Source organism: Lewinella sp. IMCC34183 (assembly GCF_003390915.1).
Taxonomy (GTDB): Bacteria; Bacteroidota; Bacteroidia; order Chitinophagales; family Saprospiraceae; genus Neolewinella.
Map to the genome: position 1 here is coordinate 81,094 of NZ_QMEM01000001.1, position 22,297 is coordinate 103,390.

Consider the following 22,297-nt stretch of genomic DNA (forward strand, 5'->3'; position numbering starts at 1 on the left):
TAGGGACCCGGGCGGCTACCGGAGTAAAATTTATTGCTTGATCACCTTACCGGACTGCCGGCCCTCGGGGCCGTCGATGTGGTAAAGGTAAAGGCCAGTAGAGAGGTCGGAAAGGTCCCATTCCAACTGTTGCGTGCCGGACCGTCCCTCAATCTTTTGTTGCCGGAGTACTTTACCCGCCAGATCAGTCAGGCTGGCCGAGTAGGTCCGGGGCATCGAACCGGCCACGAACTTAAAGAGTGCGTTGCCTGTGGTGGGGTTTGGCTGAACGCTAGCGTGGTAGTCCGCCGTTGGGGAATGGGTGGACGTATTGATATCGGTCTCGATTGTCACAAAGACTACCAGCTCAATATCGATGTTGTCGGTTTGCTGCGTATTGGGGTCGGTGAAGGAGTAGCTGTTTGCGATGCTGCTGTAGAGCGTATTTCCGTTCTCTTCGTAGGTTTCGAAGGTATTGGTGCCGCTTCCGCAACCGTCCTGGGTACTGAAAAGGCCGATGTAGCCCTCTTCATTCGAGGTATAGGTGTCGGCAAAATCGATGCCGATCAGGAAGGAACTGTCGGTCTGGACCAGCACGGGAGTCGAAAAATTGAAGGTGGTCAACGCGATTTGGCCGGTCGGAGGAAGCACGATGTCGTCTACCTGTATGGATTCGCTGCCGCCCAGAAAACTGCCGAACGACCCGTCGGCCCCGAGATCATCGTAGACTACCGCCCGGACGGAGGTATTGCTTATTTCGTCATCGTAATCTGCAAACGCCACCGAAATGCTGGTCACCAGGAAGGGCGCGTTGGAATTGGCCTGGATGCGCTGCAGTATGCTTAGGGTCCCGAGGGCGTTGCTGCCTAGAACATACCCGGGTATTTCCTCAGTGATGCCGTATATGGTCACGGTTTCTGCACAGGGATCGGTCAGGACATCGGGTGCCAATGTGTCCGCAACTGCCTTTGCGATCGACACGGGGGGCTTGGTTAGCCTGACTGTAGATATAGGTTCGAGATCGATGGGCTGCTGCGCGTAGATCGTAGCGGAAACGAGCAGGGTCAGTAAGGAAAAAAGTAAGGTCTTCATCATGCGGGGAGTTTTGGGATGTAGTTAAATGCAGTCCTAAGATCACCCATTTGTTCCCAGCAATCGGTGAATTATTTTCCCTTAAGAAAACTTTATCTCCGGTACGCTGCCATCTGCCGCGCGATGTATTTGCCGATAATATCGAACTCCAGGTTGACCTGGCTTCCGACATCCAACGTACCGAAGTTAGTATGCGCATGGGTGTAGGGGATGATGGCCACCCGGAAGGTGTCATCGGTGGGGGTGACGACCGTCAGGCTTACCCCGTTGACGCAAATGCTGCCCTTATCGACCAGCAGGTCATCGCTCGCGTAGCGGAAGGTGTAGTACCAGCTGCCGCCGCTTTCTACTACCTCGATGCATTCGCCTACGGTATCGACGTGGCCCTGTACGATGTGCCCGTCGAGGCGTGCCCCGGCCTGCATGGCCCGCTCCAGGTTTACCGTACCGCCGATCCGCCAGTCCCCGAGGCGGGTACGGTCGAGCGTCTCCCGGATAGCCGTGACGGTGTGGGTCCCCTCCCCGAGGGCGACCACCGTCAGGCAGACGCCATCGTGGGCCAGGCTCTGGTCGATCTTCAGTTCGGCGCTGATCGGGCTTGCTACGCTGAAGTGGACGTTTTCGTCTTCCCGGACGATATCCGTAAGGGTGCCGGCGGCTTCGATGATTCCTGTGAACATGGTAGGGCAGTTTTGGTGGGCGGGCTTACTCGATGACGACCCGCCGGAAATCGTAGGGTACCTCAACGGAGGCGGTCTGCCGGTCAAAACGCGGCGCGTCGGGTAAAAGGTTTCCGTCGACGGTCACGCGGCCCGGGGCTTCGTTCAGTCCGATTAGTTGGATGACCATGGTTTGGAAGCCGCTGCGAAAATCGCCCTCCCACGCCTGTTCCACCGTCACGGCGCCGCCCTCTCGAACCAGGGTGAAGGTGCGGCGGCTATACTGCCCGGTTTCGTAGCCATACCCATCGCCTGCATCCCAGTAGAAGCTTCCGGTGCCCGCATTGTCCAGGTACACGGATAGTTCCAGCCGTTCGGCATCGCGCAGGGCGGCTGTGTGCTGGACCACCGGTACCGTGGGCACGATCGCGCCAGCCCGCACGAAGATGGGCAACCGGTCGGCGTGCAGACGGATACGTACCGTGCGGCCCCCTTCGAAGCGCTTGCCGGTCCAGAAGCTGTACCAGTTGCCCCGGGGCAGGTAGACGGTCAGGCTCTTTACCCCGGGCTGAACGACGGGGCAGACCAGCAAGTCTTCGCCCGCCAGGAACTGGTCGGCGTACTTGCGGCAGCGCGCATCGTTTTGGTCGTAGAAAAACAGGTTGCGCAGGACCGGCACGCCGGTAGCCACGTGGCGTTCGAAGGCGGTATAGAGGTAGGGCAACAAGCGGTAACGTAGCTCGATGGCCTTCCGGTTGCGGTCGGTATGCTCGCCGCCGTGTACCCACGGTTCTTGGTCCTGTCGGTTGTTGGCTTCCGCCTCCTTGACTTCGTCGGCCTCGGCCTCCGCCGCCCCGTCGGTGTTGTTGCCCATGCTGTGGATGCGCATCAGCGGGTGGAAGACCGCTAGTTGCAGCCAGCGGGTGAGCAATTCGGGACTGGGGTCGTCCACGAATCCCCCGATATCGGTACCCACGAAGCTGTATCCGCTGATCGATAGCCGCAGGCACTGCCGGTTGGCCAGGGCGAGGTGCTCCCAGCTGGCAATGTTGTCGCCGGTCCACAGCGAAGCGAACCGCTGGCCGCCGCTGTAGTTGGCCCGGGCCAGCAGGAAGGGGCGCTTGGCGGGCTGCAGCTTGCGGAGCCCTTCGTAGGTGGCGCGGGCCATCTGCATGCCGTAGATGTTGTGTGCCTTTTTGTGGTCGCCCGTCTGTCCGTCAAAGTCGTGACGTACGTCGGGCGGGAAGGTCATGGCGTTGACCTTGAACATGGCGGGCTCGTTCATGTCGTTCCAGAAACCGCTGACGCCCTGCTCGACGTAGAGCTCCCGGTAAAGTTGTCCCCACCAGTCGCGGACGCGCGGGTTGGTGTAGTCGGGCCACACGCACTGCGGCGGCCAAACCGGGCCCACCATCTGCTCGCCGGTGCTGCGGCGGCAGAAGGCATCGATCTTTACCCCTTCCGCGTACACCGGGTAGTCTTCGTCGACCCGGATTCCCGGGTCGATCATGACCACTGTATGGAAGCCTTCGGCCGCCAGGGCGGAGATCATTTCCTTTGGGTCGGGGAAGTACTCCGGGTTCCAGGTAAAGCAGCGGTATTCGTCCATGTAGTCGATGTCCAGGTAGATGGCATCACAGGGGATCGCTTTTACCCGGAAGGCATCGGCTACCTCCCGGACCCGCTCCTCGGGGTAGTAGCTCCACCGGCACTGGTGGTAGCCGAGGCTCCAGAGGGGCGGAAGTTCGGGCACGCCCGTGAGGCCTGCGTAGCGGCTGGCCACGCGGTCGAGTTGGGGGCCGGCGATGAAGTAATAGTCGAAGGCTCCGCCGTCGGCCCAGAGGGTCACGAGCCCGTCGCCGTTGCTGTCGAAGTCGAAGTGCGTGCGGTAGGTGTTGTCCAGAAACACACCGTAGCCACGGCCGTCGCGCAGACCGTAGAAGAACGGTACGGCCCGGTAAAGCGCGTCGCGTTCGCGGCCGTAAGCGAAGGAGTCGGTGGTCCAGTTCTCGAAGGTTCGCCCGCGCAGGTCGGTGTCCCAGGCCTTATCGCCGAGGCCGTAGAAGTGTTCCTTTTCGGCGGCCAGTAGCTGTACCCGCACCTGGTCGAGTCCCTTCATCAGTGTAGTGCGCGCGTAGAAGGGAGTAGCCTGCCGGTGAAGTTCGGTACCCGACGCTAGTTCCGTGATGGCCACGGCTCCGTCGGTGCCGTCGATGTGTATCCGTAGGGCCGCGGTCTCCAGGTAATGGCCGCTGCCCTCCGTGTACTGCCGCAGCGTGGCGGCGGCGGGACGGGCTTCCGGGGCGCGGGCGTAGCTGAAGTCGGGGGCGGGAGCGCGGTACCCGTACGTAAAGCGGACGAGGTGATCCGACCAGATCTCCACCACCAGAAATACCGTGCCCTCGGAAACGAACGCAAACCGGTGCTCGTCGATCCGCCGCACTTCGCTGATGCGACCGACGGAGTGATTGTAGTATACGTCTTCGTACCGCAGCGTACTCAGGGTATCACCTTCGAAAACGGTGCCGGGCGCGGGCTGGTAGGGAAGACGCGGGGTCCCTTGCTTTACATTAACCATGGCCGCGAAGGTACCCAGCCTCAGTCATTCAGGTCCCAGTCGTAGTCCAGAAAGTAAAGTTCCTTTCCGGCCGGAATATTGGTCCGGAGGTAAGTGTTCAGAAATTTCGTTACATCCCCGAAATCCTCCGCGTACCAGTCGAAGAGCGGAGAAACCCGTACCACCTCTTCCTGGGTGACGTTGAATTGCTCGTTGTTGATAAAGCTGCGGGTGGCCTTGGTGAGCATCTCCTCGAGCCGTGGGGCGGTGTAGGCCTGGTTGGCCAGGGGGGGACAGCTGACGGCGGCGCACACCAGCGCGAAGTGAATCCGGGGCTCGGAGAAGGTCGGACGGATGATCTGGTGTTCGATCTGGTCGAGGCTGTAACTCTTCCCTTCCAGGCGAATAAATTTCTGAGCCCAGGGCTCGTCGATGTCGCGGATACTGTTCACGGGCCAGTGGTCGAGGATCAACTGAATGGTGAAGGCATTGTACGCGTTGATCCAGTACGCCAGCGCCTCGTCGCGCGACCAGCCGTCGTCGGGTACGGCCCGGCCCAGCAGCTTCAGGTACTTCTTGAGTTGGGCACTGTCCTGGCGGAATCCTTCGTAGTTGACCCGGCCGTTGGCCGATACGTAGCGTTGCAGCAGCTGGTTCCACAGCTGGTGGTCGGGCGCATCCTGGGAAGCGGCGGCGGGCGCGGGGGCAGGCGGGGGCGCGGGTGCGGCGTTGGTGGGCGGCGGGGGCGGCACCGGTTTCGGGCGCGGGGTGGGCGTCGTGGGCTGGGCGGGCGGTGGTACGTTCTCCAGCGGAGCCTCCGGGGTCTGGTCGCGGGTGTAAGCGATCTGGTCCTGGACAATGGTTTCCGGGATTTCCGTACGCGCACCACTGCTCGGCGGTTCGGCCGAAGCCGGAGGCCCGTCAGCGCAGGAGAGGAGCAGGAATATCAGGGGAACAAGCAGTCGGATCATATCTGGGGTAGAACTATATCACGCATGCAAACAAGCGGGGAGGGGCAGCGTGTTCAATGGCCCCTTCACAGGACCGGCACGGGCAAAAAAAAGACCCGTGCAAAAGCACGGGCCAAAAAAAGCTTTCTAACTACCATAATAACAAAAAGTCACGGCGCATAATGCCGTTAAAAAACTTAATGCGCATTATTAGGTATATAAATACACTAATAATTCTCTTAGTCCCGGAATTCGGGCGAAATACATTCTGTATAGTTGTTTTACATTATCCACCCTTAGAACGAGGGGGGGTGGGGTGGCGTGACCCCATTTACGTGGGGTATCACGAAAAAAGCCTGCGCAGTTTTGCGGAGGCTTTTATCGTACTGGCCGATCATCGGCGCAGCGAAGGTCACGACAGGACGGAGCACACTCCCAAACAGCTGACCGGTACGGGCAATGGCGTTGGGGTGGTACAAGGTGGGTTGTTTCAGGTTAGGTGAGTGATGCGCGGCGAAACCGCAGCTCCGCCAATACGGTAAAAGTAGGTGCGGCCCGTGCCGCAGGTAACCCCACAGTCGTGTGGTAAGCACGCAAAAGGGCGGTGGCGTGCGCGGCTAACGATCAGGTAGGGACAAAAAAAGACCCGCACGTTGCACCGTGCGGGCCTTAAGTCTTAATTCGTCTACTGAAAATTGTCCTTGGGGCACAGAGCCCGAAAACAGCTTCGAAGAAAAAGGTGGAGGAGAAAAAACTCCTACTCCCGTTAAGTGATTAGGTTTAAGAATGAGAGACAAAAATAAAGGGAACGTTTCCCTTTGCTGCAGTGCAAATATAGGGCCCGGGGGGGGTGGGGTCAAACCCCATGGATGTGGGGTTTGTTAAGATATTGTCATTTACCCTGCATTTGGCACCGAACACGCCGCGGGCGGATCGGGTCCTCGGACAACAAATGCCCCCACGATGACCATCTCCCTGCACCAGTACGACATCACCCGTCACCCGGTCGACGCCATTGTCAACGCCGCCAACTCCAGGCTGGCCGGGGGCGGAGGAGTGGACGGGGCCATTCACCGCGCCGGAGGACCGGCCATTGCCCGCGCCTGCCGCGAGATTCGGGAACGTACCGGTGGCTGCCCGACCGGTGAGGCCGTGGTCACTACTGCGGGTGACCTTCCCGCCCGAGTGCTGATTCATACGGTGGGGCCGGTCTGGGCGGGCGGAACGGCAGAAGAAGAGGCGCTGCTGGGTGCCTGCTACCGCAACAGCCTGGAGCTGGCTGAACGGGAGGGTGCTCGTTCGGTGGCCTTCCCCAACATCAGTACGGGCGTGTACGGCTTCCCCAAACTGCGCGCGGCCCGCATCGCGGTGGCTGCGGTACGTGGCTTTACCGGTAGGGTGGTGCGGGAGGTACGCTTTATCTGCTACGACGCGGAGAACTACCATATTTACCAGTCCCTGCTGGAGGAAGAATAGGGGGTTATTCGCCGGTCGCCTCGACGTAATCCTGGAAGGTGGTGGATTTGAAGTGGTCGCCGCCGACGTAGGTCAGCTCCCGCAATAGCTGCGGGCCTTCTTTGAAACCCGGGCTGATGGTGATCCGCTTCTGCTCATCGTCCAGGTAGACGATGCTGGGGTAGCTCATGCGGCCGTCGAGCAGGGCCACGGCCAGGGAATGCACGCCGCGCCGGCCCACGGTGGGGTCATAGGCGAAATCGTGGCCGTCAAAGGTGATGGTCTCTTCCTGTTCGGCGTCCAGCTTGACGGCGTAGAAGTTTTCGGAGACGTAGGCCACCACGGCGGGTTCCCGGAAGCTGGTCTTGTCCATGTGCTTGCACCAGCCACACCAGTCGGTGTAGACATCGACCAGCAGTTTTCGCGGTTCCCGCTCGTTACGGACAATGGCTTCCTCCCAGCTCAGCCATTCGATCTGGGCGGATAGCGATGCGGCCGTGCAGAGCAGGAGTAGGGATAGGAGAAATTTCATGGTAGCGGAATTATCTGCTCTACTTAAAGGTATGCCGATGCTGCCTTAGTATCTCGCGGCTCAGAATTTAGGACAGGGAACCGCGGCATCGTCCTCCGAAAGCCCGATAAAGGAGGCGCTGAGCTCGAAGGCGCTGCGGCGGCGGTTGTCTCCCCGGCTGGAGTTGCCGATGCCCCCGTCGTAGCTGAAGCCGAACAGAAAGTCCGAGACCTCGAGCCCTACGAAGCCCACGCCACTATCGAGCCGGTAGCCGGCATCACCGAGGGCCGCCCGTGCGTGTACCCCGAAGTGGAGGGCGGTACCGTTGCTGTCGTCGACGAGCAGGCGGAGGTTGCTGCCCAGGAGCGCGAGGGCGTGGGGGCCCTGTACGACGTAGTACGCCCGCGGCGACAGTTGGGTGGTGAGGTTGACGGGAATGCGGAAGTTGACGTAGGCGCTGTACCGGGAGTAGAGGGTATTAGTAACCTCGACATCCGTCCCGGCAGTGGCGGAGGCGTAGAAGCTTTGTTCCGGTTGGGTGACGTGGTGCAGGGCTACGCCGGCAAAGACGGCCGTACGGCTCTGGGGCACGTGGCTATAGTTCAAACCGAGCTGGAAATCACCGAAGGAGACGCTGTTCTCGGGCAGTACCTCCGCGCCCAGTGCGGGCAGGTAGCCCGTAGTACCGTCGAACTGGTCGTCGAAGGTCAGGTCGCCGTAGCCGAGGCTGCGCTGCACCACGCCGCCCTGCAGGCCGGCGCTGAGGGTGGTTTCGCCGCGGGCGTCGAGCCGCTTGTGGAAGGCACCGCCCAGCATGACCTGGTTAGTGGAAAAGTCCACCTCCCCCATACGGTCGTTGAGGAATACGACGCCGGCGCCGAAGCCGTCGCTGCTGCGGCGTTTGGGGTGGAAGTCGTAGTGAAAGTCAGCCGCGAAGGCCGAGGTGCTGAAGGGGTTCTGCAACACTTGCCCCCACTGGCTGCGGTGGTTGATGACCACGCGATAGCGCCCGGGGAAGAGGCCGATCAGTGCCGGATTAAGCGTGGCGGGGGAGGCAAAGGTCTGCGAGAACTGGGGATCCTGGGCCCGGACCGTAGCCAGGGGCAGCAGGCAGCACAGGAGTAGTAAGAGACGGAAGACGCCGGATATCATATGCCAAAGGTACGGTGCGGGGGTGGCTTGCCGACCGCTTAGGGCTATCTTGCCCGCCTATGGAGGTAACCTACGCTACCGGCAAATACACGGCCGCCCCGCTGCTGGCCAAACCCCGCCCGCGGGCCCCGCTGGTCAGTCAGCTGCTCTTCGGCGAACCCGTCCGTATCCTGGCCGTCACGCCGCCCTACTGTAGGGTGGAAATGGCCGACGACGGCACCGAGGGATACATACTGGCCGACCAGCTGGCGCCGGTGGATACGGCGACGTTCCGTGCGCAGGTGGAGCGGCCGGCCTTCGCCCTGGAACTGTTCTGTCCGGTGTTTACCGACACCTACGGCCTGCCGGTGACCTTCGGTGCCCGACTGCCCCACTACGACGGGCTGCAGCTTCGCCACGGCACCCAGCGCTTCCGCTACTCCGGGCAGGCGCTGCTGACCGCCCAGCAGGTGCCGGAGCCCGACCTGCTGCTGCGCCTGGCGCGCAAGTGGCTGTACGTGCCGGAATTCCGGGGGGGGCGTACCCCGACCGGGGTAGGGGCGGGGGAGCTGATCCAGCTGGTGGCCCGCCTGGCCAATTTGCGCCTGCCGCGCGAGCCCGCGGCCATGTGCCAGCAGGGGCGCGGCGTGGATTTCGTCCTGCAGTGCCAGGAAGCGGACCTGGCGTTTTTCCAGGACGATCGCGGGCGCATCGTACACGTCGGGCTCATCCTTTCCGGCGGGCAGGTGCTGCACGTGTGCGGCCGGGTGCGCATTGACCCCCTGGACCACTTTGGCATCTTCGACCGGGAACGGGGGCGGTACTCCCACCGACTCCGTATTGTGCGCCGGCTGCTGCCCGATGCCCCCCCGGAAGCCGCCGTGGAACTCGGCCCCAAGCGTACGAATGCGGAGGAGGAAAGCCAGCAGATACTTATTTTTTAAGTACCTTCCTCGCACCTGCGTTCCCGCCTGCTGTATAACTAAAAAACGTGCTGCTTTAATCCGCTACTGAAAACCTTTACACCCACATGTCTAGACTGGTCATCATATCTAATCGCCTGCCCATCACGGTAAACCGTTCCGACGGCGAGCTGCATTACCATCCCAGTGCGGGTGGACTGGCCACGGGCCTCAATTCACTCGACGACAGCTACAACAAAATCTGGATCGGGTGGCCGGGTGAGGACATCGCCAACGAATGGGAGCGCGAGGCGATCCGCAGCGACCTTATGAAGCGGAACCTGGTGCCGGTATTCCTGACCGAGCGCGAGATCGACCTGTACTACGAAGGCTACAGCAACAAGACGATCTGGCCGCATTTCCACTACTTCACCGAGTACACCGTGTACAACGACGAGATGTGGCAGGCCTACCAGGAGGTCAACTTCAAGTTCTTCCAGGCGGTAGAGAACGTGCTGCGGGAAGACGATATGGTCTGGGTGCACGACTACCAGCTCATGTTGCTGCCCGCCATGATCCGCGAGAAGTTTCCCAAGATCAGTATCGGTTTCTTCCTCCACATCCCCTTTCCCAGCTACGAGGTGTTCCGTATCCTGCCCTGGCGCAAGGAAATCCTGGACGGTATCCTGGGCAGCGACCAGGTGGGCTTCCACACCTTCGGCTACATGCGGCACTTCCTGTCGGCGGCCTACCGCATCACCGGCTACGAGCACGAGTTCGGTGGCCTGACGATCGGGGACCGGCAGGTCAACGTTGACGTGTTCCCGATGGGCATCGAGTACGACAAGTACGCTAACCCCGACGTGGACGCGCAGAGCGACCAGAGCAGCGGGGAGATCCGCAAGCTGCACGCCAGCCGCAAGATCATCCTGAGCGTGGACCGGCTGGACTATACCAAGGGTATTCCCCACCGCATCCGCGCCTTCGGGCAGTTCATCCGCAATCACCCCGAGTACATCGGCAAGGTGAACCTGATCATGATCGTGGTGCCCAGCCGGGCGAACGTGGATCAGTACCAGAGCCTGAAGACCGAGGTGGACATCCTGGTGAGCCAGGTGAACAGCGAATACAGCACCTTCGACTGGATGCCGATCCACTACTACTACCGTTCACTCAATTTCGCGGCGCTGACTACCCTTTACAAGGAGGCGGACATCGCCCTGATCACGCCCCTGCGCGACGGCATGAATCTGGTAGCCAAGGAATACGTGGCCGCCAAGGACGACAAGAAGCGCGGTGTACTTATCCTTAGTGAAATGGCCGGCGCCGTCTACGAGCTCAACGACGGAGCCCTTACCGTCAATCCCCAGAGCAGCAAGGAGATCGAGGACGCCCTTGTCGAGGCCCTGGAGATGCCCCTCGAGGAGCAGCAGCGCCGGATGGAGGAAATGCAGGAGAAACTGCGGCAGTACGACGTGAAGCACTGGGCCGCCACATTCATTAAGGAACAGCAAAAACTTAAAGAGAAGAATAAGATGCACCACACCACTCACCTCAGCGAGGATGCCCTCGACGCCGTCCTGAAAAGCTACGAACAGGCCGAAACCCGCCTGCTCTTCATCGACTACGACGGTACGCTCATGGGCTTCGACCCCGACCCACAGGCCGTCAAACCCGACGAGGAGGTACTGAAGGTGCTGTCCACCCTCGCCGCCGACCCCAAGAACAACGTGGTCATCAACAGCGGGCGCGACAAGGCAACCCTGCAGAAGTGGCTCGGCCACCTCGACGTGGAAATGGCCGCCGAACACGGCGTGTGGATGAAGGAAAAAGGTGAGTGGCGACTCAACCCCAACGTGGTGGACGGCTGGAAACCCAAAGTCCGCGAGTTGCTCGAGAACCTCGTCTCCCGTACCCCCGGCTCCTTCATTGAGGAGAAAGACTACAGCCTGGCCTGGCACTACCGCAACATCGACCGCGACCTGGGCAACAAGCGCGTGCGCGAGTTCCGCGACATGCTGACCTACCTGATCCAGAACCAGGACCTGCAGGTGCTCGAAGGCAACAAGGTCGTAGAGATCAAGAACGCCGGCGTGAACAAGGGGAAAGCTACCCAGCACTGGGTCAATATGAGCAAGTGGGGCTTCATCCTCGGAATCGGTGACGACAGCACCGACGAGGACATCTTCCGCGCGCTACCCGACTGGGGCGTAAGCATCAAGGTGGGCCCCGGCCGGACCGCCGCCCGGTACAGCCTCACCGGCGTAACGGAGGTTCGTCAGTTTTTCAGCAAACTCGGGCGGGTTGCCGAGAAAGCATGAGAGCGGCCGGACTGATCACCGGCGCCAGTTCGGGCATCGGGCGCAGCCTGGCCCGTGAGCACGCCCGCCGTGGGCGGGACGTGGTCATCGTGGCCCGCCGCGAGGACGAACTGGAGGAACTAGCCAGCGAATTGCGCGAACGCTACGGCGTAACCGTACAAGTCTACGTAAAGGACCTCACCGAGGCCGGTGCGCGGCAGGGCCTTTTCGATTTTCTGGAGGCGGAAGGGATCGAGATCGATTACCTGTTCAACAACGCTGGATTCGGGGGCAACGCCCGGTTTAGCGAGCAGGACTGGTCTACCGTATCCGCAATGATTGAGCTGAACGTAACTGCCGTCACCGAATTGCTGCATCTGTTCCTCCCGGGAATGAAGGCACGCGGGCGGGGCTGGATCCTTAATACCTCCAGCACGGCCGGATTTATGCCGGGACCGCTGCAGGCCGTTTATTTCGCCACCAAGGCCTACGTAAATTCACTCAGTAAGGCCGTGGCGTCGGAGGTCGACGGCACCGGGGTAAGCGTGACCGTGCTGTGCCCCGGCCCCGTAGAGACCGAATTCGCCGACCGAGCCGGCTTCGCCGAGGACAATGCAATGATGGGGCAGGGGGCCAGCCCGAGCAGCGTGGCCCGACAGGCGTACACGGCCATGGAGGCCGGTCGCCTGGAGGTTATCAATGAACTCGGGCTGCAGGTAGTCATCAAGGGCTTGCTCCCGCTACTGCCGGAGCGCCTGGTGATGAGCGTGATCAAACGGATGCAGTCCTAGTACCCCAGGATCTGCAGCATACTCTCGGCCGACTGCTTGCCGGCGAGTACCCGGTCGGTCAGGTTTCCTTCCTCGTCGATATCGATGATGATGTGCTGCGGGCTCGGGATCATGCAGTGCTTGATGCCGCCGTAGCCGCTGATGCTGTCCTGGTAGGCTCCGGTATGGAAGAAGCCTAGGTACAGCGGCTCCTCGTCTCCTTCGCGATCTACCGGCAGGTACACCTGGCTCTCGTGGATCTCGGAGTTGTAGTAGTCGGAGTTATCGCAGCTGAGTCCGCCGATATTCACGCGGCGGTAGTCGCGGTCCCACTTATTGATCGGTAGGAGGATGAAGCGTTCCCCAATTCCCCACGCATCCGGTAGGGTGGTCATGAGCGAATTATCGATCATGTACCACATCTCGCTGTCGTTCTGTTGCTTGCGCGCCAGGACCGAAAATATCGTGGCACCGCTTTCGCCTACGGTGTATTTGCCGAATTCAGTGAAGATATCCGGCTCCGGGACGCCGTCCTCCTCACAGGCTTCGAGGATGTTCTTGACGATTTCCCGTACCATGTACTTGTAGTCGAACTCGAAACCGAGGCTATTGCGGATAGGCATGCCCCCGCCGATGTTGAGGGCGTGAAGGTTCTCGCTCTCCTTTTTCAGCTCGCCGTAAAGGCGCACGGCTTTCTTCAGTTCCCCCCAGTAGTAGAGCGTATCCTTGATGCCAGTGTCGACGAAGAAATGCAGCATGTGGAGTTCCAGCTTGCTGCTCTCCTTGATCCGTTCGCGGAACAGGGGCAGTACGTCGCCGTACCGCAGCCCCAGGCGGCTGGTGTAGAACTCGAAGTTGGGCTCTTCTTCGGTGGCCATGCGGATACCGATCTTGGCCACGCCCTCCACGTGCTGCTCGTAGTAGTCGAGTTCGTGGCTGTTGTCTACCACCGCGATCACGTTTTCGAATCCGTCGTTCATCAGGCCCACGATCCCTTCGAGGTAGTTTTCGGGCTTGAAGCCGTTGCAGACGATCTGGATCTTTTTGTCCAGCTTTTTGCGGGCGTGCAGGCGGCGGATGAGGTCGACGTCGTAGGCGGAGCTGATCTCGAGCTGTACGTCGTGGTCGAGGGCCTCCTCCACGACGTGCGCGAAGTGGCTGCTTTTCGTGCAGTAGCAGTACTGATACTGCCCGGCGTAGCCCTGGGCGCGCATGGCGCGGCGAAAGAGGTTACGGGCTTCCTTGATCTTGCGACCGATGCTGGGCAGGTAGGTCAGCTTGAGCGGCGTACCGTACTTTCGGATCAGGTGGATCAGGGGGATTCGGTTGAAGGTAAGGTACCCGTTGTCCATGTCGAATCCTTCCTGGGGAAAGTAGAAGGTCTGGTCAATCAGGTCGAAGTACTTATTAGCCACGCGCGGTTCGTTTGGGGGGGCAAAGATACACAGGTCGCGCGGACGCGGGTGCAATGAATTTCTATCTTTACTGTATGTCCTACATATCCCTCCGCAACCTCCGGTTTATCCTGCACGAAGTACTCGATCTGGGGAGCGTACTCCGCAGCGAGCGCTTCGGTGATTTCGACCGTGAGGCCATCGATTTCAGCCTCGATGCCGCCCGTCAGCTCGCCGACCAGTACCTGGCTCCCCACTACGCACGGATGGATCGCGACAAGGCGTATTTCGCCGACGGCGAGGTGCACGTCTTGCCCGAGGTAGGAAAAGGACTGCGCGCGCTGGGAGAAAGCGGCTGGCTCAGCGCTGCCTGGGGCTTCGAGCACGAGGGGCAGCAGATGCCCCTGACCGTGCTCAACGCCGGCAGCCTCGTCTTCCAGGCCGCCAACGGCAACCTGGCCGCCTACGGCTTCCTGACCACGGGCGCCGCCAACCTGATCCGGGAGTTCGGCAGCGACGAACTGCGCGAGGCCTACCTGGGCAAGATGGCGGCCGGCGAGTGGCAGGGTACCATGGCCCTGACCGAGCCCCAGGCGGGAAGCTCCCTGAGCGACATCACCACCTACTATGAGGAGCAGTCCGACGGCACCTACCACATCTTCGGACAGAAGATCTACATCAGCGGCGGCGATCATACCGGCGTGGAAAACGTGGTCCACCTGCTGCTGGCCCGCCAGAAGGACGGCCCGAAGGGCGTGAAGGGCGTCAGCCTCTTCGTGGTGCCGAAGTACCTGCCCGGCCCCGACGGCCTGACCGACAACCACGTGACGACCGCCGGCATCTACGGCAAAATGGGGCAGAAAGGCTACGTGGCCGCCCACCTCATGTTCGGCGAGCAGGGGCCTACGCGCGGTCTGCTGGTCGGTGAAGAATTCCGGGGGCTCAATAATATGTTCCTGATGATGAACGAGGCCCGTATCGGCACGGGCATGATGGCCGCCGGCGCGGCCTCCGCGGCCTACTACGCCAGCCTCACCTACGCCCGCGAGCGACCGCAGGGCCGCCACCCCGGCAATAAGGACGTGGAAGCCCCGCAGGTACTCATCATCGAGCACGCCGACGTACGCCGCATGCTGCTCTTCCAGAAGAGCGTGGTCGAGGGTAGCATCGCGCTGCTTCTCCAGTGTAGCCTCTACGAGGATCGCTACCGCGCCGCGGGGGACGACCGCAGCCGGCTATTACTCGAACTGCTTACGCCGGTCGCGAAAAGCTTCCCCAGCGAGTACGGCAACGAGTCCGTTAGCCTGGCCATGCAGGTACTCGGAGGCGCCGGATACACCGACGATCACCCGGTGGAGCAGTTGTTCCGCGACATACGCGTCAACTCCATCTACGAGGGTACGACTACCATACACGGGCTCGATCTGCTCGGCCGCAAGGTGCTGATGGAGAACGGCAAGGCGGTTGGTTTTCTCGCCGAAGAGGTCACCGCCACCCTGCGGGATGCCCAGGCCAACGCACGGACGCGGGAGCTGGCCGGGACGCTGGGCCAGGGTGTCGGTAAGCTGCAGGAGACCCTGGAGTATTTGTTGGGGCTCGCCCAGCGGGAAGACGATCCCCGGGTGTTCCTGGCGGACGCTACCGTTTTTCTTGACTACTTCGGGCTGCACGTTATCGGGTGGATATGGGTCCTGCAGGCCAACGCTGCCGTTCGCGCCCTCGAAGCGGCCCGTACCGTTGGAGGGACCCCCCTGGGCCGGGACGAGCAAACCTTCTATGAGTCCAAGCTGGCTACCGCAGCGTACTACTTCGATTACGTGTTCCCGCGCACGGCGGGACTGCGCCGTACCCTGTTGAGCACTGGCCGCGTAACCCTGAATACCGCCCCGGAACTGCTGGTTTGATCACCGGTCTGGCATCGGCATCCGGAATATTGTACGGTTGGCGTCGAGGGTGGTGAAGAAGAACGTCCCGGTTTGGGTGTCTATCGATGCCCCCTGGACGATGACGGACAGGGGCAGCAGCACCTGATACGTTTCACCGTCCAGCAATCCATACGCCCCGACGGCATACCGGCCGTCTCCGCTGAGCGCGAACAGGCCCGTGGGGTAGCTACCCAGTACCCGTTGCAGATTCTTGGCGTCCCGGCGGACGGCATCCGCCACCAGGAACCGGGCGTCGTCGGTCAGGTATGCCCGGACATACATCGATGCGCTATGCCGTATACGCTGCTCCAGGGCCAGTCCCCCCTTACTGACGCCGTAGCGAAAGATCATGTCCTGCTCGACCGTGAAAAGTACATCCCCGGCGGGGGGGGTCACGAATTCGGGCACGGAGTAATTGGCCGCGTAAGATCCAAGGGTGTCGCCCGTGATCGCATCCGCCACCACGGTCTGCCCGCGCAGACTACCGTACCCCGTGTACGCTAATAGTCCGTCGGACAAGCCGACGGCGCGGATGGGGAAGGGGGCATCGGTTTCGCCGGCCAAGCCCAACGCCGGGACGGTCCGCGCCACGGTCTGGTTTGTCAGGTCAACCAGCTGGATAGCACCCGCCCGGGGCAGCGGGAGGAACAGGGTACTACCATCGCCGGACTGCGCCAGTGATTCCGGTACGCCAGGCAGGGTCAGGACCGCCACCAACGTTAGATCCTCGGTATTATAGACCAGCAGTTCGGGCGATTCGGCCGTGATAACGTAAAGCAGGGGGCGCTGGCGATCAACGAGCATGCCCATAACCTGAGATTCGAACTTCAACCGGGGTACGCCGGACGGTACCGTAATGCGGTTGCTGGTCAGCTCTACCTGATTGTCCAGCTGCAACCGAACCGCATAGGTATAATCCACCCCGAAGCCCGGATCCCGGTGGAGAAACGTCGTATCGGTAGACGTAAAGGTGGAAGTGAGGAAGGAGGAAAATCCCTGGTTGTCGGCCTCGACGATTACCTCGTAGGCGTTGAAGGCCTCGCTCGTGGTTTGCGTCCACCGCAGCAGTACACCCTCAGGCGTGGGTGTGGCGGACAGCAGCGTGGGTGGCGCGGGCTCCTCAAGCACCCGTATGCTTAGGGCAACACTGGTCTCGTGTCCCGTCGCGGCCATCGCCGTGATTGTGATCGTATGCAATCCCGAACTAAGCAGGGGAACGGTCACGTATATCCTACCGGTCTCCGGGACCTGTCCCTCCCCGATCAGGCCGTCACGGTCGGAACGGATAGCATAGGTCAGGGCACCGTGCACCTCATTAGCGGCGTCGGCATTGACCAGCATGCTGTCACCAAGAATGTAGGTGGTGATGTACCGGGCGTCGGGTGAGTAAATCCATATCCGGGGAATGTTGGGATCCGAAATAAGTTCCGCGTCGTAGCGTACGACGGGGTGGTCCGTGATCCGCAGGGAGGTGGCGTGCGGGAGGAAATAGAACTGGCTTACCTCTATGTCGTAGGTGCCGGTGGCCAGGTCCAGGAAGCGTGCCCTGCCTAGTGAATCGGTCAGCTGCTCCAGGGCGCCGGGAGTGAGCCGTACCGTGGCTCCGGGAATGGGTCTGCCCACCTGGTCGTAGGCCGTAACTTCAAGGCTGCCGGTAAGGGGCAGCTCCTCCTTTTCACAGCCCGCGGCTAGCAGGAGGCACAGGAGGAAGCAGGCGGTGCGGAGCAGGTGCATCAGGGAAAGGGTACGAGGGTGATGAGGGTAGAATACAGTTCGTGGTGGAAGGCGATGCCCCGCATCGGATCGTAGGCCAGCACCCGATTGGGTGCCCGCACCGGTCCCAATTCTACCGCTGGCTGGCTCCCGTAGTACCGGTCGGGGCCCATGACGCGGCTGCCGTCGGCGTTGGACAGTCGTATGTCGTTGTAGTAGTCGGTGCCGAAGGTGGCCACCACCTGCTGCAGATCATTCGCGCGAAGCATGGCATTCCCCGAGAAGAAGTAGCGGCCGTCGGCGGTCAGTACGGCACGAAGGCTACCGTTGGAGGAAGCCGATTTATCGGCCAAAAACAAACTGCCCTCTCCGTCAGGATCGAAGCGGACGGCCCGCTGCCCGCCGCCGCCGAAGTTCGACATAAACAGTCGCGTGCCGGTTGGATCGGCTATCAGGTTATTTGATTCTGATGCCCCTACGTCGAGGAGCGTGAGCGTATCCACTCCGGGCCGGTAAAGGTGTAGCCCACGCACGTTTGAATCGCCGATCAGCGCTACACGTCCTCCGGTGAGGGCTGCTACCCGTATCGGGCGCAGCGTCTGCGCGAAGCGTGCGGCAGGGAGGTAGATCACCCGGTCGCGTTTGAGGACTGTCAGGTCGAATATGGTAATTGTATTGCCTCCGGAGGCGGCCACGTACAGGGTGTCTCCATTCGGTGACAAACTGAGGTCCGTCGGCTGGCTGCCTGCCGGCAATTGCAGGGTCACCCGCCTGGTGCCCACGTCCATGACCACCAGGCGGTCGTTTTCCTGATCTATACCGTACAGCAGGCCTCGCTTCGGGTCAGACAACAGCCGGTTGACCGTCGCCTCGAGATCTATGTGGTCTACCGTGTACGCTGCTGTGTACGGCTCACTGGAGATGGGTTCGGACCGGCCGGTGAACACGTTCACCTGGTAATCTACGGGTCGGTTGTAGGGTAGGGTTTCGTCCACGAAGACGGTATCGTTGACGTCGTTAAGGATGGCGATCTCGTATAGGCTATTGCTCCCCGCCTCACCCCGGTACACCGTGTAGTGGTCGAAGTCGCCGCCGGCCCAGCGCGACCAGCTCACGGCCAGACCCTCGCCGCTGGGTACCGCATTCCGGATATATACGGTAGGGGCCGGCGGCAGTATCAGCACGTTGAAGGAGAGACGGCTGGTAAGGCCCTCGCTATCGGTGGCCGTAAGGGTAAATACGTGGGTGCCGACCGATAAGTCCTGCAGGTACACCGCGGCCAGGCCCGCGGAATCTACGCCCGACCCCAGGACGCCGTCCAGGCTACTGGTCAGCTCCCAGGGGATGGTTCCGGTGGCGTCGCGGTCGTCCGTCAGGCGGGCTTCGAAGGTGAACCCCTCCGTGTCCCGGAACCCATCGGTTATGTCGGGGCGGGGGAACACGGGGATTATTTCCGGACCGCGATTGTACCGCCCGGGAAGCCTAATGATGGCCTGGGTCAGCGTGCCTTCCGCCACGGAGGCTAGCGCACTGTTGCTACCCAGCTCGTCGTGGCTGGCCTCGACGAGGTAATCGAGGGGGGGCAGGTCAGCAAACAGTACGGTTCCCGCACTGTCGGTGATGCCGCGGGCATCGCCCGGATCGAGCCGTACTGCCACGCCGGCCTGCGGACCATCGGCGTTTGAGACGAATACCTCAAGGGTTCCCCCTTCGTCTTCTTTCGTGCAGGCCAGTAGGGTGAAGCACAGGACGAAAGGGTATAAAAACCGGTAGGTTGGGTGCATGAAACTCGCTTAGCGCTTCCGAAATTACGGTCCCGGAAGACGCGCTGAGCCTCCCGCCGAAAATTTAACTACGGCCTCTTAGGAGGGGTGAACGCCCACGGATCCGGACACCATGGAAGTTTACGGGTCACGCGTATCTTACCGCCTAAACGAAGTCGCATGCGAACCTTACTCTGCCTCGGGATCACCCTGCTGGCCCTATCCTGCTCCCCGAAGATCGCGCCCTTCGGGGAGGCAAACGGCGCCTACGGAGCCAGCTTCGACCACTACGCCATTAACGTTACCGACCTGGACCGCAGCGCGGAATTCTACATGCATACCTTTGCCCTCGACACCATCTATAACGGAACGGGCAATGACCGGCGCGTCTGGATGTCGCTGGGGGAAGGCATGGCCCTCCACATCATTGAGACGGACCGGGCGGACGTAACCACTACCAAGGGCGTTCACCTCTGCATGGCCGTCAACGACTTTGCCGGCTTCGTGCAGCACCTGCGCGACGAGAATATCGCCTTCGAGACCTGGACCGGCGAAAAGATGAAATCAAACAAGCGCCCGGACGGCGTGCAGCAGGTATACGTTCAGGACCCGGACGGGTACTGGATCGAGGTAAACGACAACCGTATGCTCTGGGAAAAAAACCGCGCTAAGTAGTGAAAGTAGAATTAAACCGCCTCGACGACGCCTTCCTCTTTGAAACCACCAACGACGAGGGCCTGACGGTCCAGACCGACGGTAGCCCCGACATCGGCGGCCAGGGCAAGGGAATGCGCCCCATGCAGCTGGTACTCGCGGCCGTAGCCAGTTGCTCGAGTATTGATATAGTACTGCTGTTGCAGAAGCAGCGGCAGGAACTGCGCGATATCAAAGTCACCGTGGAGGCCGATCGCCGCGACACGGAGCCGCGCACCTTTACCCGCATCCGGGTCCACTACCGCCTGTTCGGACCCCTCGACCCTAAAAAGGCCGACCGCGCCTGCCGCCTCAGCATGGAAAAACTGTGCAGCGTATCACTGATGCTCAAGGCTGGGGGGGTAGCGATAGACTGGACTTGCACCATCGAGGAATAACGTACCCCGAACCTATTTTTTGGACTGGCCACTGAGGACCTTCTCTACCGATACGCCCAGTCGCTCCATCAATTTGCCCTGCTGCGCGATGGTGGCCTTGAGGTCGGCCATCTCGTCGTGGACGTAGCGCTGGATATTTTGCGGAGAGGGCAAAAACGGGGTGATGCGGGCGCGCACGTACCAGATCTCGCGGAGATCGGACAGCGGGATGCGGTAAGTTTCGTAGAAGCTGTTGTCGGAGATCACCTCCAGTTCCTTGCTCTCGGCGATGTGGTTGCGGATCCGCTTGACCACCACGTCGCTGCGGGTGACCACTACGTAGGCGTAATTGTCCTTGATGCCGCTTTCCCATAGGGTAGGCTCCAGGAAGGCACAGACCACCTTGTCGCCCTCGAAGAGGGTAGGTTCCATGCTGTTGCCCGGCACATCGAAGCTGCGGTGGGTGCCCACCTTGTATTTATAGTCCGGCAGGCTGAAGGTAGGCAGGCTCTCTACGAAAGAGGGGTCGCCGAGCTCGCCCGCGTACACCGACTGGGCCGGGAGGGGAACGTGTACAATCAGCTCGTCCGCATCGGGGGTGGTGATGGTGGTCAGCACCCGGAAGTTCTGATTGCTCTCCTCAGTCATGAACATGGGACCGTCGCCGGTAAAGATGTACACCGGGTTGAGCTTGTACTTATTGATGGCCTGCCGCAGCAGCTCGATGGTCACGTCGCGGCGTCCCTTCAGGATCTCGCTTAAGGACTGCGGGAGATAGTCCAGCGACAGGGCGAAGGCGCGGCTGGAGCGAATTCGTTTCTCGGCTTTAAGCTTGTCGTGACACTTGATAAAGCGCTGAGAAACCACATTTTTCATACGAAAGTCGGATTGGGAGAGGCGGCGAAGGTACGGCGGTCCGGTGTAGCTGGTGAAGTGATGCCGTATATAAATGACACTCTTTTGCTGATTACCGCTCCTTGATTACGGCATCGTCCTCGTGTGCCTTGCCCTTTTCGATGGTTTCCTCGGCCTCTTCCAGGTCATCTTCCTCCGGCGTTTCGCCCTGGTTTTCGTCCTGGGCGGGCTCGTAGCTGAGCGTGATCAGTACCGGGAAGTGATCGGATCCGATGTACGGCAGCCGCTCCAAATCGACCACGGCCAGGTCACTGCTGTGAAACACGTGATCGAGCGGCCAGCGCAGCAGGCGGTGCTCCGCGTGAAAGGTGGAGAACATGCCCCGGCCGCGGCGGGGATCGAGCAGGCCGCTGAGCCGCTGAAAAAGGCGGGAGGAGTGGGACCACGCTACGTCGTTCATATCACCGGCGACGATCACGGTCTTGTGATCGCGTTCCTTGATCTCCAGCCCGACGAGGGACAATTCGGCGTCCCGTCCGGTGCTCGCGTAGGCCTCGGTGGGGCTGGGCGGCATGGGGTGCAGGAAGTACAGGTCGACTTCGTGGCCGTTCTCCAGCTTGATGGAAGTTTCCACGCTGGGAATATCATCTTTGATACGGTACTTCACCTCGGGGTCGATCAGCTCCAGTTTGCTCCAGAGGTGCATGCCGTACAGGTTCTCGATGGGTACCGGCACGCGGTAGGGATAGGTATCGCCCAGGCCTTCCATGATTTTCTCCTCCCACCACTTATTCGTTTCCACGGTCAGCAGGATATCGGGGTCGCGTTCCTTGACCAGGCTGATCAGCAGGTCCGTCCGCGTATTGGTCTGCAGTACGTTGCTGATCATCAGGGTGAGGTGGCCGGAGCTTTCTTCCAGGATTTCGGCATCCTTGGCATCCTTGCCGTGAAGGGGCGTATACGGTAGAATGCGGTAGCCCTGATACAGCGTTGCGGATACCAGAATAACACTGACGGCAATATTGAGTGCGTCGTTCTGTTGGTTGGACAGCACCCAGCAAATGGCCGAAAGGAAGAGCAGAAAGGCAAGTTGTTGCCGGGGATAGTCAAACCCGCGAATCCACCAATCGTCGTACTTGATGAAGGGCATCAAAGTACCGACTACGCCGATCGTTCCGAGAACGTAGGCCAAAATGCGCAATGCTATCACGTAAACTAAAGTTTTGGTTAGAAGAATACCTGTACCAACAATGTTCACACTGCTTGGCCAG

At 60.9% G+C, this 22,297-nt stretch carries 18 protein-coding genes; 7 read left to right on the forward strand and 11 right to left on the reverse strand.

Going from position 1 to position 22,297, the window contains the following annotated elements:
• Window positions 1-30: 30 nt before the first annotated feature.
• From DQG19_RS00355 to DQG19_RS00370, 4 genes are all read right to left on the reverse strand, one after another.
• A complete protein-coding gene (locus tag DQG19_RS00355) occupies window positions 31-1,074 on the reverse strand; it encodes a T9SS type A sorting domain-containing protein (RefSeq protein WP_116124246.1) in 1,044 nt (347 codons plus the stop codon).
• 89 nt (window positions 1,075-1,163) lie between these two features.
• Window positions 1,164-1,751 carry a riboflavin synthase gene (locus tag DQG19_RS00360; RefSeq protein ID WP_116124247.1) on the reverse strand — a complete coding sequence of 196 codons (588 nt, stop codon included), beginning with the start codon at window positions 1,749-1,751 and terminating at the stop codon, window positions 1,164-1,166.
• A gap of 25 nt (window positions 1,752-1,776) precedes the next feature.
• On the reverse strand, window positions 1,777-4,308 hold the full coding sequence (locus tag DQG19_RS00365) for a TIM-barrel domain-containing protein (RefSeq protein ID WP_116124248.1): 2,532 nt from the start codon (window positions 4,306-4,308) through the stop codon (window positions 1,777-1,779).
• Window positions 4,309-4,328: 20 nt separating this feature from the next.
• Window positions 4,329-5,258 carry a DUF547 domain-containing protein gene (locus DQG19_RS00370; RefSeq protein ID WP_116124249.1) on the reverse strand — a complete coding sequence of 310 codons (930 nt, stop codon included), beginning with the start codon at window positions 5,256-5,258 and terminating at the stop codon, window positions 4,329-4,331.
• 942 nt (window positions 5,259-6,200) lie between these two features.
• On the opposite strand from DQG19_RS00370, the gene DQG19_RS00380 reads away from it, so the two are divergent.
• Window positions 6,201-6,713 (forward strand): O-acetyl-ADP-ribose deacetylase, encoded by a 513-nt coding sequence (locus DQG19_RS00380; RefSeq protein WP_116124251.1) that lies wholly within the window; start codon window positions 6,201-6,203, stop codon window positions 6,711-6,713.
• A 4-nt stretch (window positions 6,714-6,717) separates the two neighbouring features.
• Here the strand turns inward: DQG19_RS00380 and DQG19_RS00385 are convergent, their stop codons facing one another.
• Together DQG19_RS00385 and DQG19_RS00390 are read right to left on the reverse strand one after the other, a co-directional pair.
• On the reverse strand, window positions 6,718-7,224 hold the full coding sequence (locus tag DQG19_RS00385) for a thioredoxin family protein (RefSeq protein ID WP_116124252.1): 507 nt from the start codon (window positions 7,222-7,224) through the stop codon (window positions 6,718-6,720).
• Between the two features lie 60 nt (window positions 7,225-7,284).
• On the reverse strand, window positions 7,285-8,355 hold the full coding sequence (locus DQG19_RS00390) for a PorP/SprF family type IX secretion system membrane protein (RefSeq protein ID WP_116124253.1): 1,071 nt from the start codon (window positions 8,353-8,355) through the stop codon (window positions 7,285-7,287).
• A gap of 59 nt (window positions 8,356-8,414) precedes the next feature.
• Between DQG19_RS00390 and DQG19_RS00395 the strand changes: the two genes are divergently transcribed.
• The 3 genes from DQG19_RS00395 (at window position 8,415) to DQG19_RS00405 (ending at window position 12,327) form a co-directional block, all read left to right on the forward strand.
• On the forward strand, window positions 8,415-9,278 hold the full coding sequence (locus DQG19_RS00395; RefSeq protein ID WP_116124254.1) for an NlpC/P60 family protein: 864 nt from the start codon (window positions 8,415-8,417) through the stop codon (window positions 9,276-9,278).
• An 86-nt stretch (window positions 9,279-9,364) separates the two neighbouring features.
• Window positions 9,365-11,557: a bifunctional alpha,alpha-trehalose-phosphate synthase (UDP-forming)/trehalose-phosphatase gene (locus tag DQG19_RS00400; RefSeq protein WP_116124255.1), complete on the forward strand. Its 2,193-nt coding sequence runs from the start codon at window positions 9,365-9,367 to the stop codon at window positions 11,555-11,557.
• The gene (locus DQG19_RS00405) at window positions 11,554-12,327 is read left to right on the forward strand and encodes an SDR family NAD(P)-dependent oxidoreductase (protein WP_116124256.1); all 774 of its coding nucleotides are present in this window, start codon (window positions 11,554-11,556) and stop codon (window positions 12,325-12,327) included. The genes DQG19_RS00400 and DQG19_RS00405 overlap by 4 nt, the downstream gene beginning before the upstream one ends.
• On the opposite strand, the gene DQG19_RS00410 is transcribed toward DQG19_RS00405, so the two are convergent.
• Window positions 12,324-13,721: an arginine decarboxylase gene (locus DQG19_RS00410; RefSeq protein ID WP_116124257.1), complete on the reverse strand. Its 1,398-nt coding sequence runs from the start codon at window positions 13,719-13,721 to the stop codon at window positions 12,324-12,326. The two genes, DQG19_RS00405 and DQG19_RS00410, sit on opposite strands and share 4 nt — an antisense overlap.
• Window positions 13,722-13,795: 74 nt before the next feature.
• On the opposite strand from DQG19_RS00410, the gene DQG19_RS00415 reads away from it, so the two are divergent.
• Window positions 13,796-15,604, forward strand: a complete 1,809-nt coding sequence (locus DQG19_RS00415; protein ID WP_116124258.1) for an acyl-CoA dehydrogenase — start codon at window positions 13,796-13,798, stop codon at window positions 15,602-15,604.
• Here DQG19_RS00415 and DQG19_RS00420 read toward each other — a convergent pair whose 3' ends face one another.
• Window positions 15,605-17,359, reverse strand: coding sequence for a carboxypeptidase-like regulatory domain-containing protein (locus tag DQG19_RS00420; protein WP_116124259.1), 1,755 nt, complete (start codon window positions 17,357-17,359; stop codon window positions 15,605-15,607). It abuts the gene before it with no gap.
• Window positions 17,359-19,122, reverse strand: coding sequence for a YncE family protein (locus DQG19_RS00425; protein ID WP_116124260.1), 1,764 nt, complete (start codon window positions 19,120-19,122; stop codon window positions 17,359-17,361). The genes DQG19_RS00420 and DQG19_RS00425 overlap by 1 nt, the downstream gene beginning before the upstream one ends.
• Window positions 19,123-19,281: 159 nt before the next feature.
• Between DQG19_RS00425 and DQG19_RS00430 the strand changes: the two genes are divergently transcribed.
• Window positions 19,282-19,776 (forward strand): VOC family protein, encoded by a 495-nt coding sequence (locus DQG19_RS00430; RefSeq protein ID WP_116124261.1) that lies wholly within the window; start codon window positions 19,282-19,284, stop codon window positions 19,774-19,776.
• Entirely contained in the window at window positions 19,776-20,192 is a 417-nt protein-coding gene (locus DQG19_RS00435) for an OsmC family protein (RefSeq protein ID WP_116124262.1), read from the forward strand. Before DQG19_RS00430 ends, DQG19_RS00435 begins: the two co-directional genes overlap by 1 nt.
• Window positions 20,193-20,204: 12 nt before the next feature.
• Here DQG19_RS00435 and DQG19_RS00440 read toward each other — a convergent pair whose 3' ends face one another.
• Both DQG19_RS00440 and DQG19_RS00445 read right to left on the reverse strand, forming a co-directional pair.
• Window positions 20,205-21,047 carry a helix-turn-helix transcriptional regulator gene (locus tag DQG19_RS00440; RefSeq protein ID WP_116124263.1) on the reverse strand — a complete coding sequence of 281 codons (843 nt, stop codon included), beginning with the start codon at window positions 21,045-21,047 and terminating at the stop codon, window positions 20,205-20,207.
• A gap of 91 nt (window positions 21,048-21,138) precedes the next feature.
• Complete coding sequence (locus DQG19_RS00445; protein ID WP_157974242.1) at window positions 21,139-22,236, reverse strand: endonuclease/exonuclease/phosphatase family protein; 1,098 nt, start codon at window positions 22,234-22,236, stop codon at window positions 21,139-21,141.
• Between the last annotated feature and the right edge of the window lie 61 nt (window positions 22,237-22,297).

What these genes read in the sequence shown, in the direction of transcription:
- DQG19_RS00355 (WP_116124246.1), bottom strand. Translation starts at nt 1,074, where the DNA reads ATGATGAAGACCTTACTTTTTTCCTTACTGACCCTGCTCGTTTCCGCT.
- DQG19_RS00360 (WP_116124247.1), bottom strand. Translation starts at nt 1,751, where the DNA reads ATGTTCACAGGAATCATCGAAGCCGCCGGCACCCTTACGGATATCGTC.
- DQG19_RS00365 (WP_116124248.1), bottom strand. Translation starts at nt 4,308, where the DNA reads ATGGTTAATGTAAAGCAAGGGACCCCGCGTCTTCCCTACCAGCCCGCG.
- DQG19_RS00370 (WP_116124249.1), bottom strand. Translation starts at nt 5,258, where the DNA reads ATGATCCGACTGCTTGTTCCCCTGATATTCCTGCTCCTCTCCTGCGCT.
- DQG19_RS00380 (WP_116124251.1), top strand. Translation starts at nt 6,201, where the DNA reads ATGACCATCTCCCTGCACCAGTACGACATCACCCGTCACCCGGTCGAC.
- DQG19_RS00385 (WP_116124252.1), bottom strand. Translation starts at nt 7,224, where the DNA reads ATGAAATTTCTCCTATCCCTACTCCTGCTCTGCACGGCCGCATCGCTA.
- DQG19_RS00390 (WP_116124253.1), bottom strand. Translation starts at nt 8,355, where the DNA reads ATGATATCCGGCGTCTTCCGTCTCTTACTACTCCTGTGCTGCCTGCTG.
- DQG19_RS00395 (WP_116124254.1), top strand. Translation starts at nt 8,415, where the DNA reads ATGGAGGTAACCTACGCTACCGGCAAATACACGGCCGCCCCGCTGCTG.
- DQG19_RS00400 (WP_116124255.1), top strand. Translation starts at nt 9,365, where the DNA reads ATGTCTAGACTGGTCATCATATCTAATCGCCTGCCCATCACGGTAAAC.
- DQG19_RS00405 (WP_116124256.1), top strand. Translation starts at nt 11,554, where the DNA reads ATGAGAGCGGCCGGACTGATCACCGGCGCCAGTTCGGGCATCGGGCGC.
- DQG19_RS00415 (WP_116124258.1), top strand. Translation starts at nt 13,796, where the DNA reads ATGTCCTACATATCCCTCCGCAACCTCCGGTTTATCCTGCACGAAGTA.
- DQG19_RS00420 (WP_116124259.1), bottom strand. Translation starts at nt 17,359, where the DNA reads ATGCACCTGCTCCGCACCGCCTGCTTCCTCCTGTGCCTCCTGCTAGCC.
- DQG19_RS00425 (WP_116124260.1), bottom strand. Translation starts at nt 19,122, where the DNA reads ATGCACCCAACCTACCGGTTTTTATACCCTTTCGTCCTGTGCTTCACC.
- DQG19_RS00430 (WP_116124261.1), top strand. Translation starts at nt 19,282, where the DNA reads ATGCGAACCTTACTCTGCCTCGGGATCACCCTGCTGGCCCTATCCTGC.
- DQG19_RS00440 (WP_116124263.1), bottom strand. Translation starts at nt 21,047, where the DNA reads ATGAAAAATGTGGTTTCTCAGCGCTTTATCAAGTGTCACGACAAGCTT.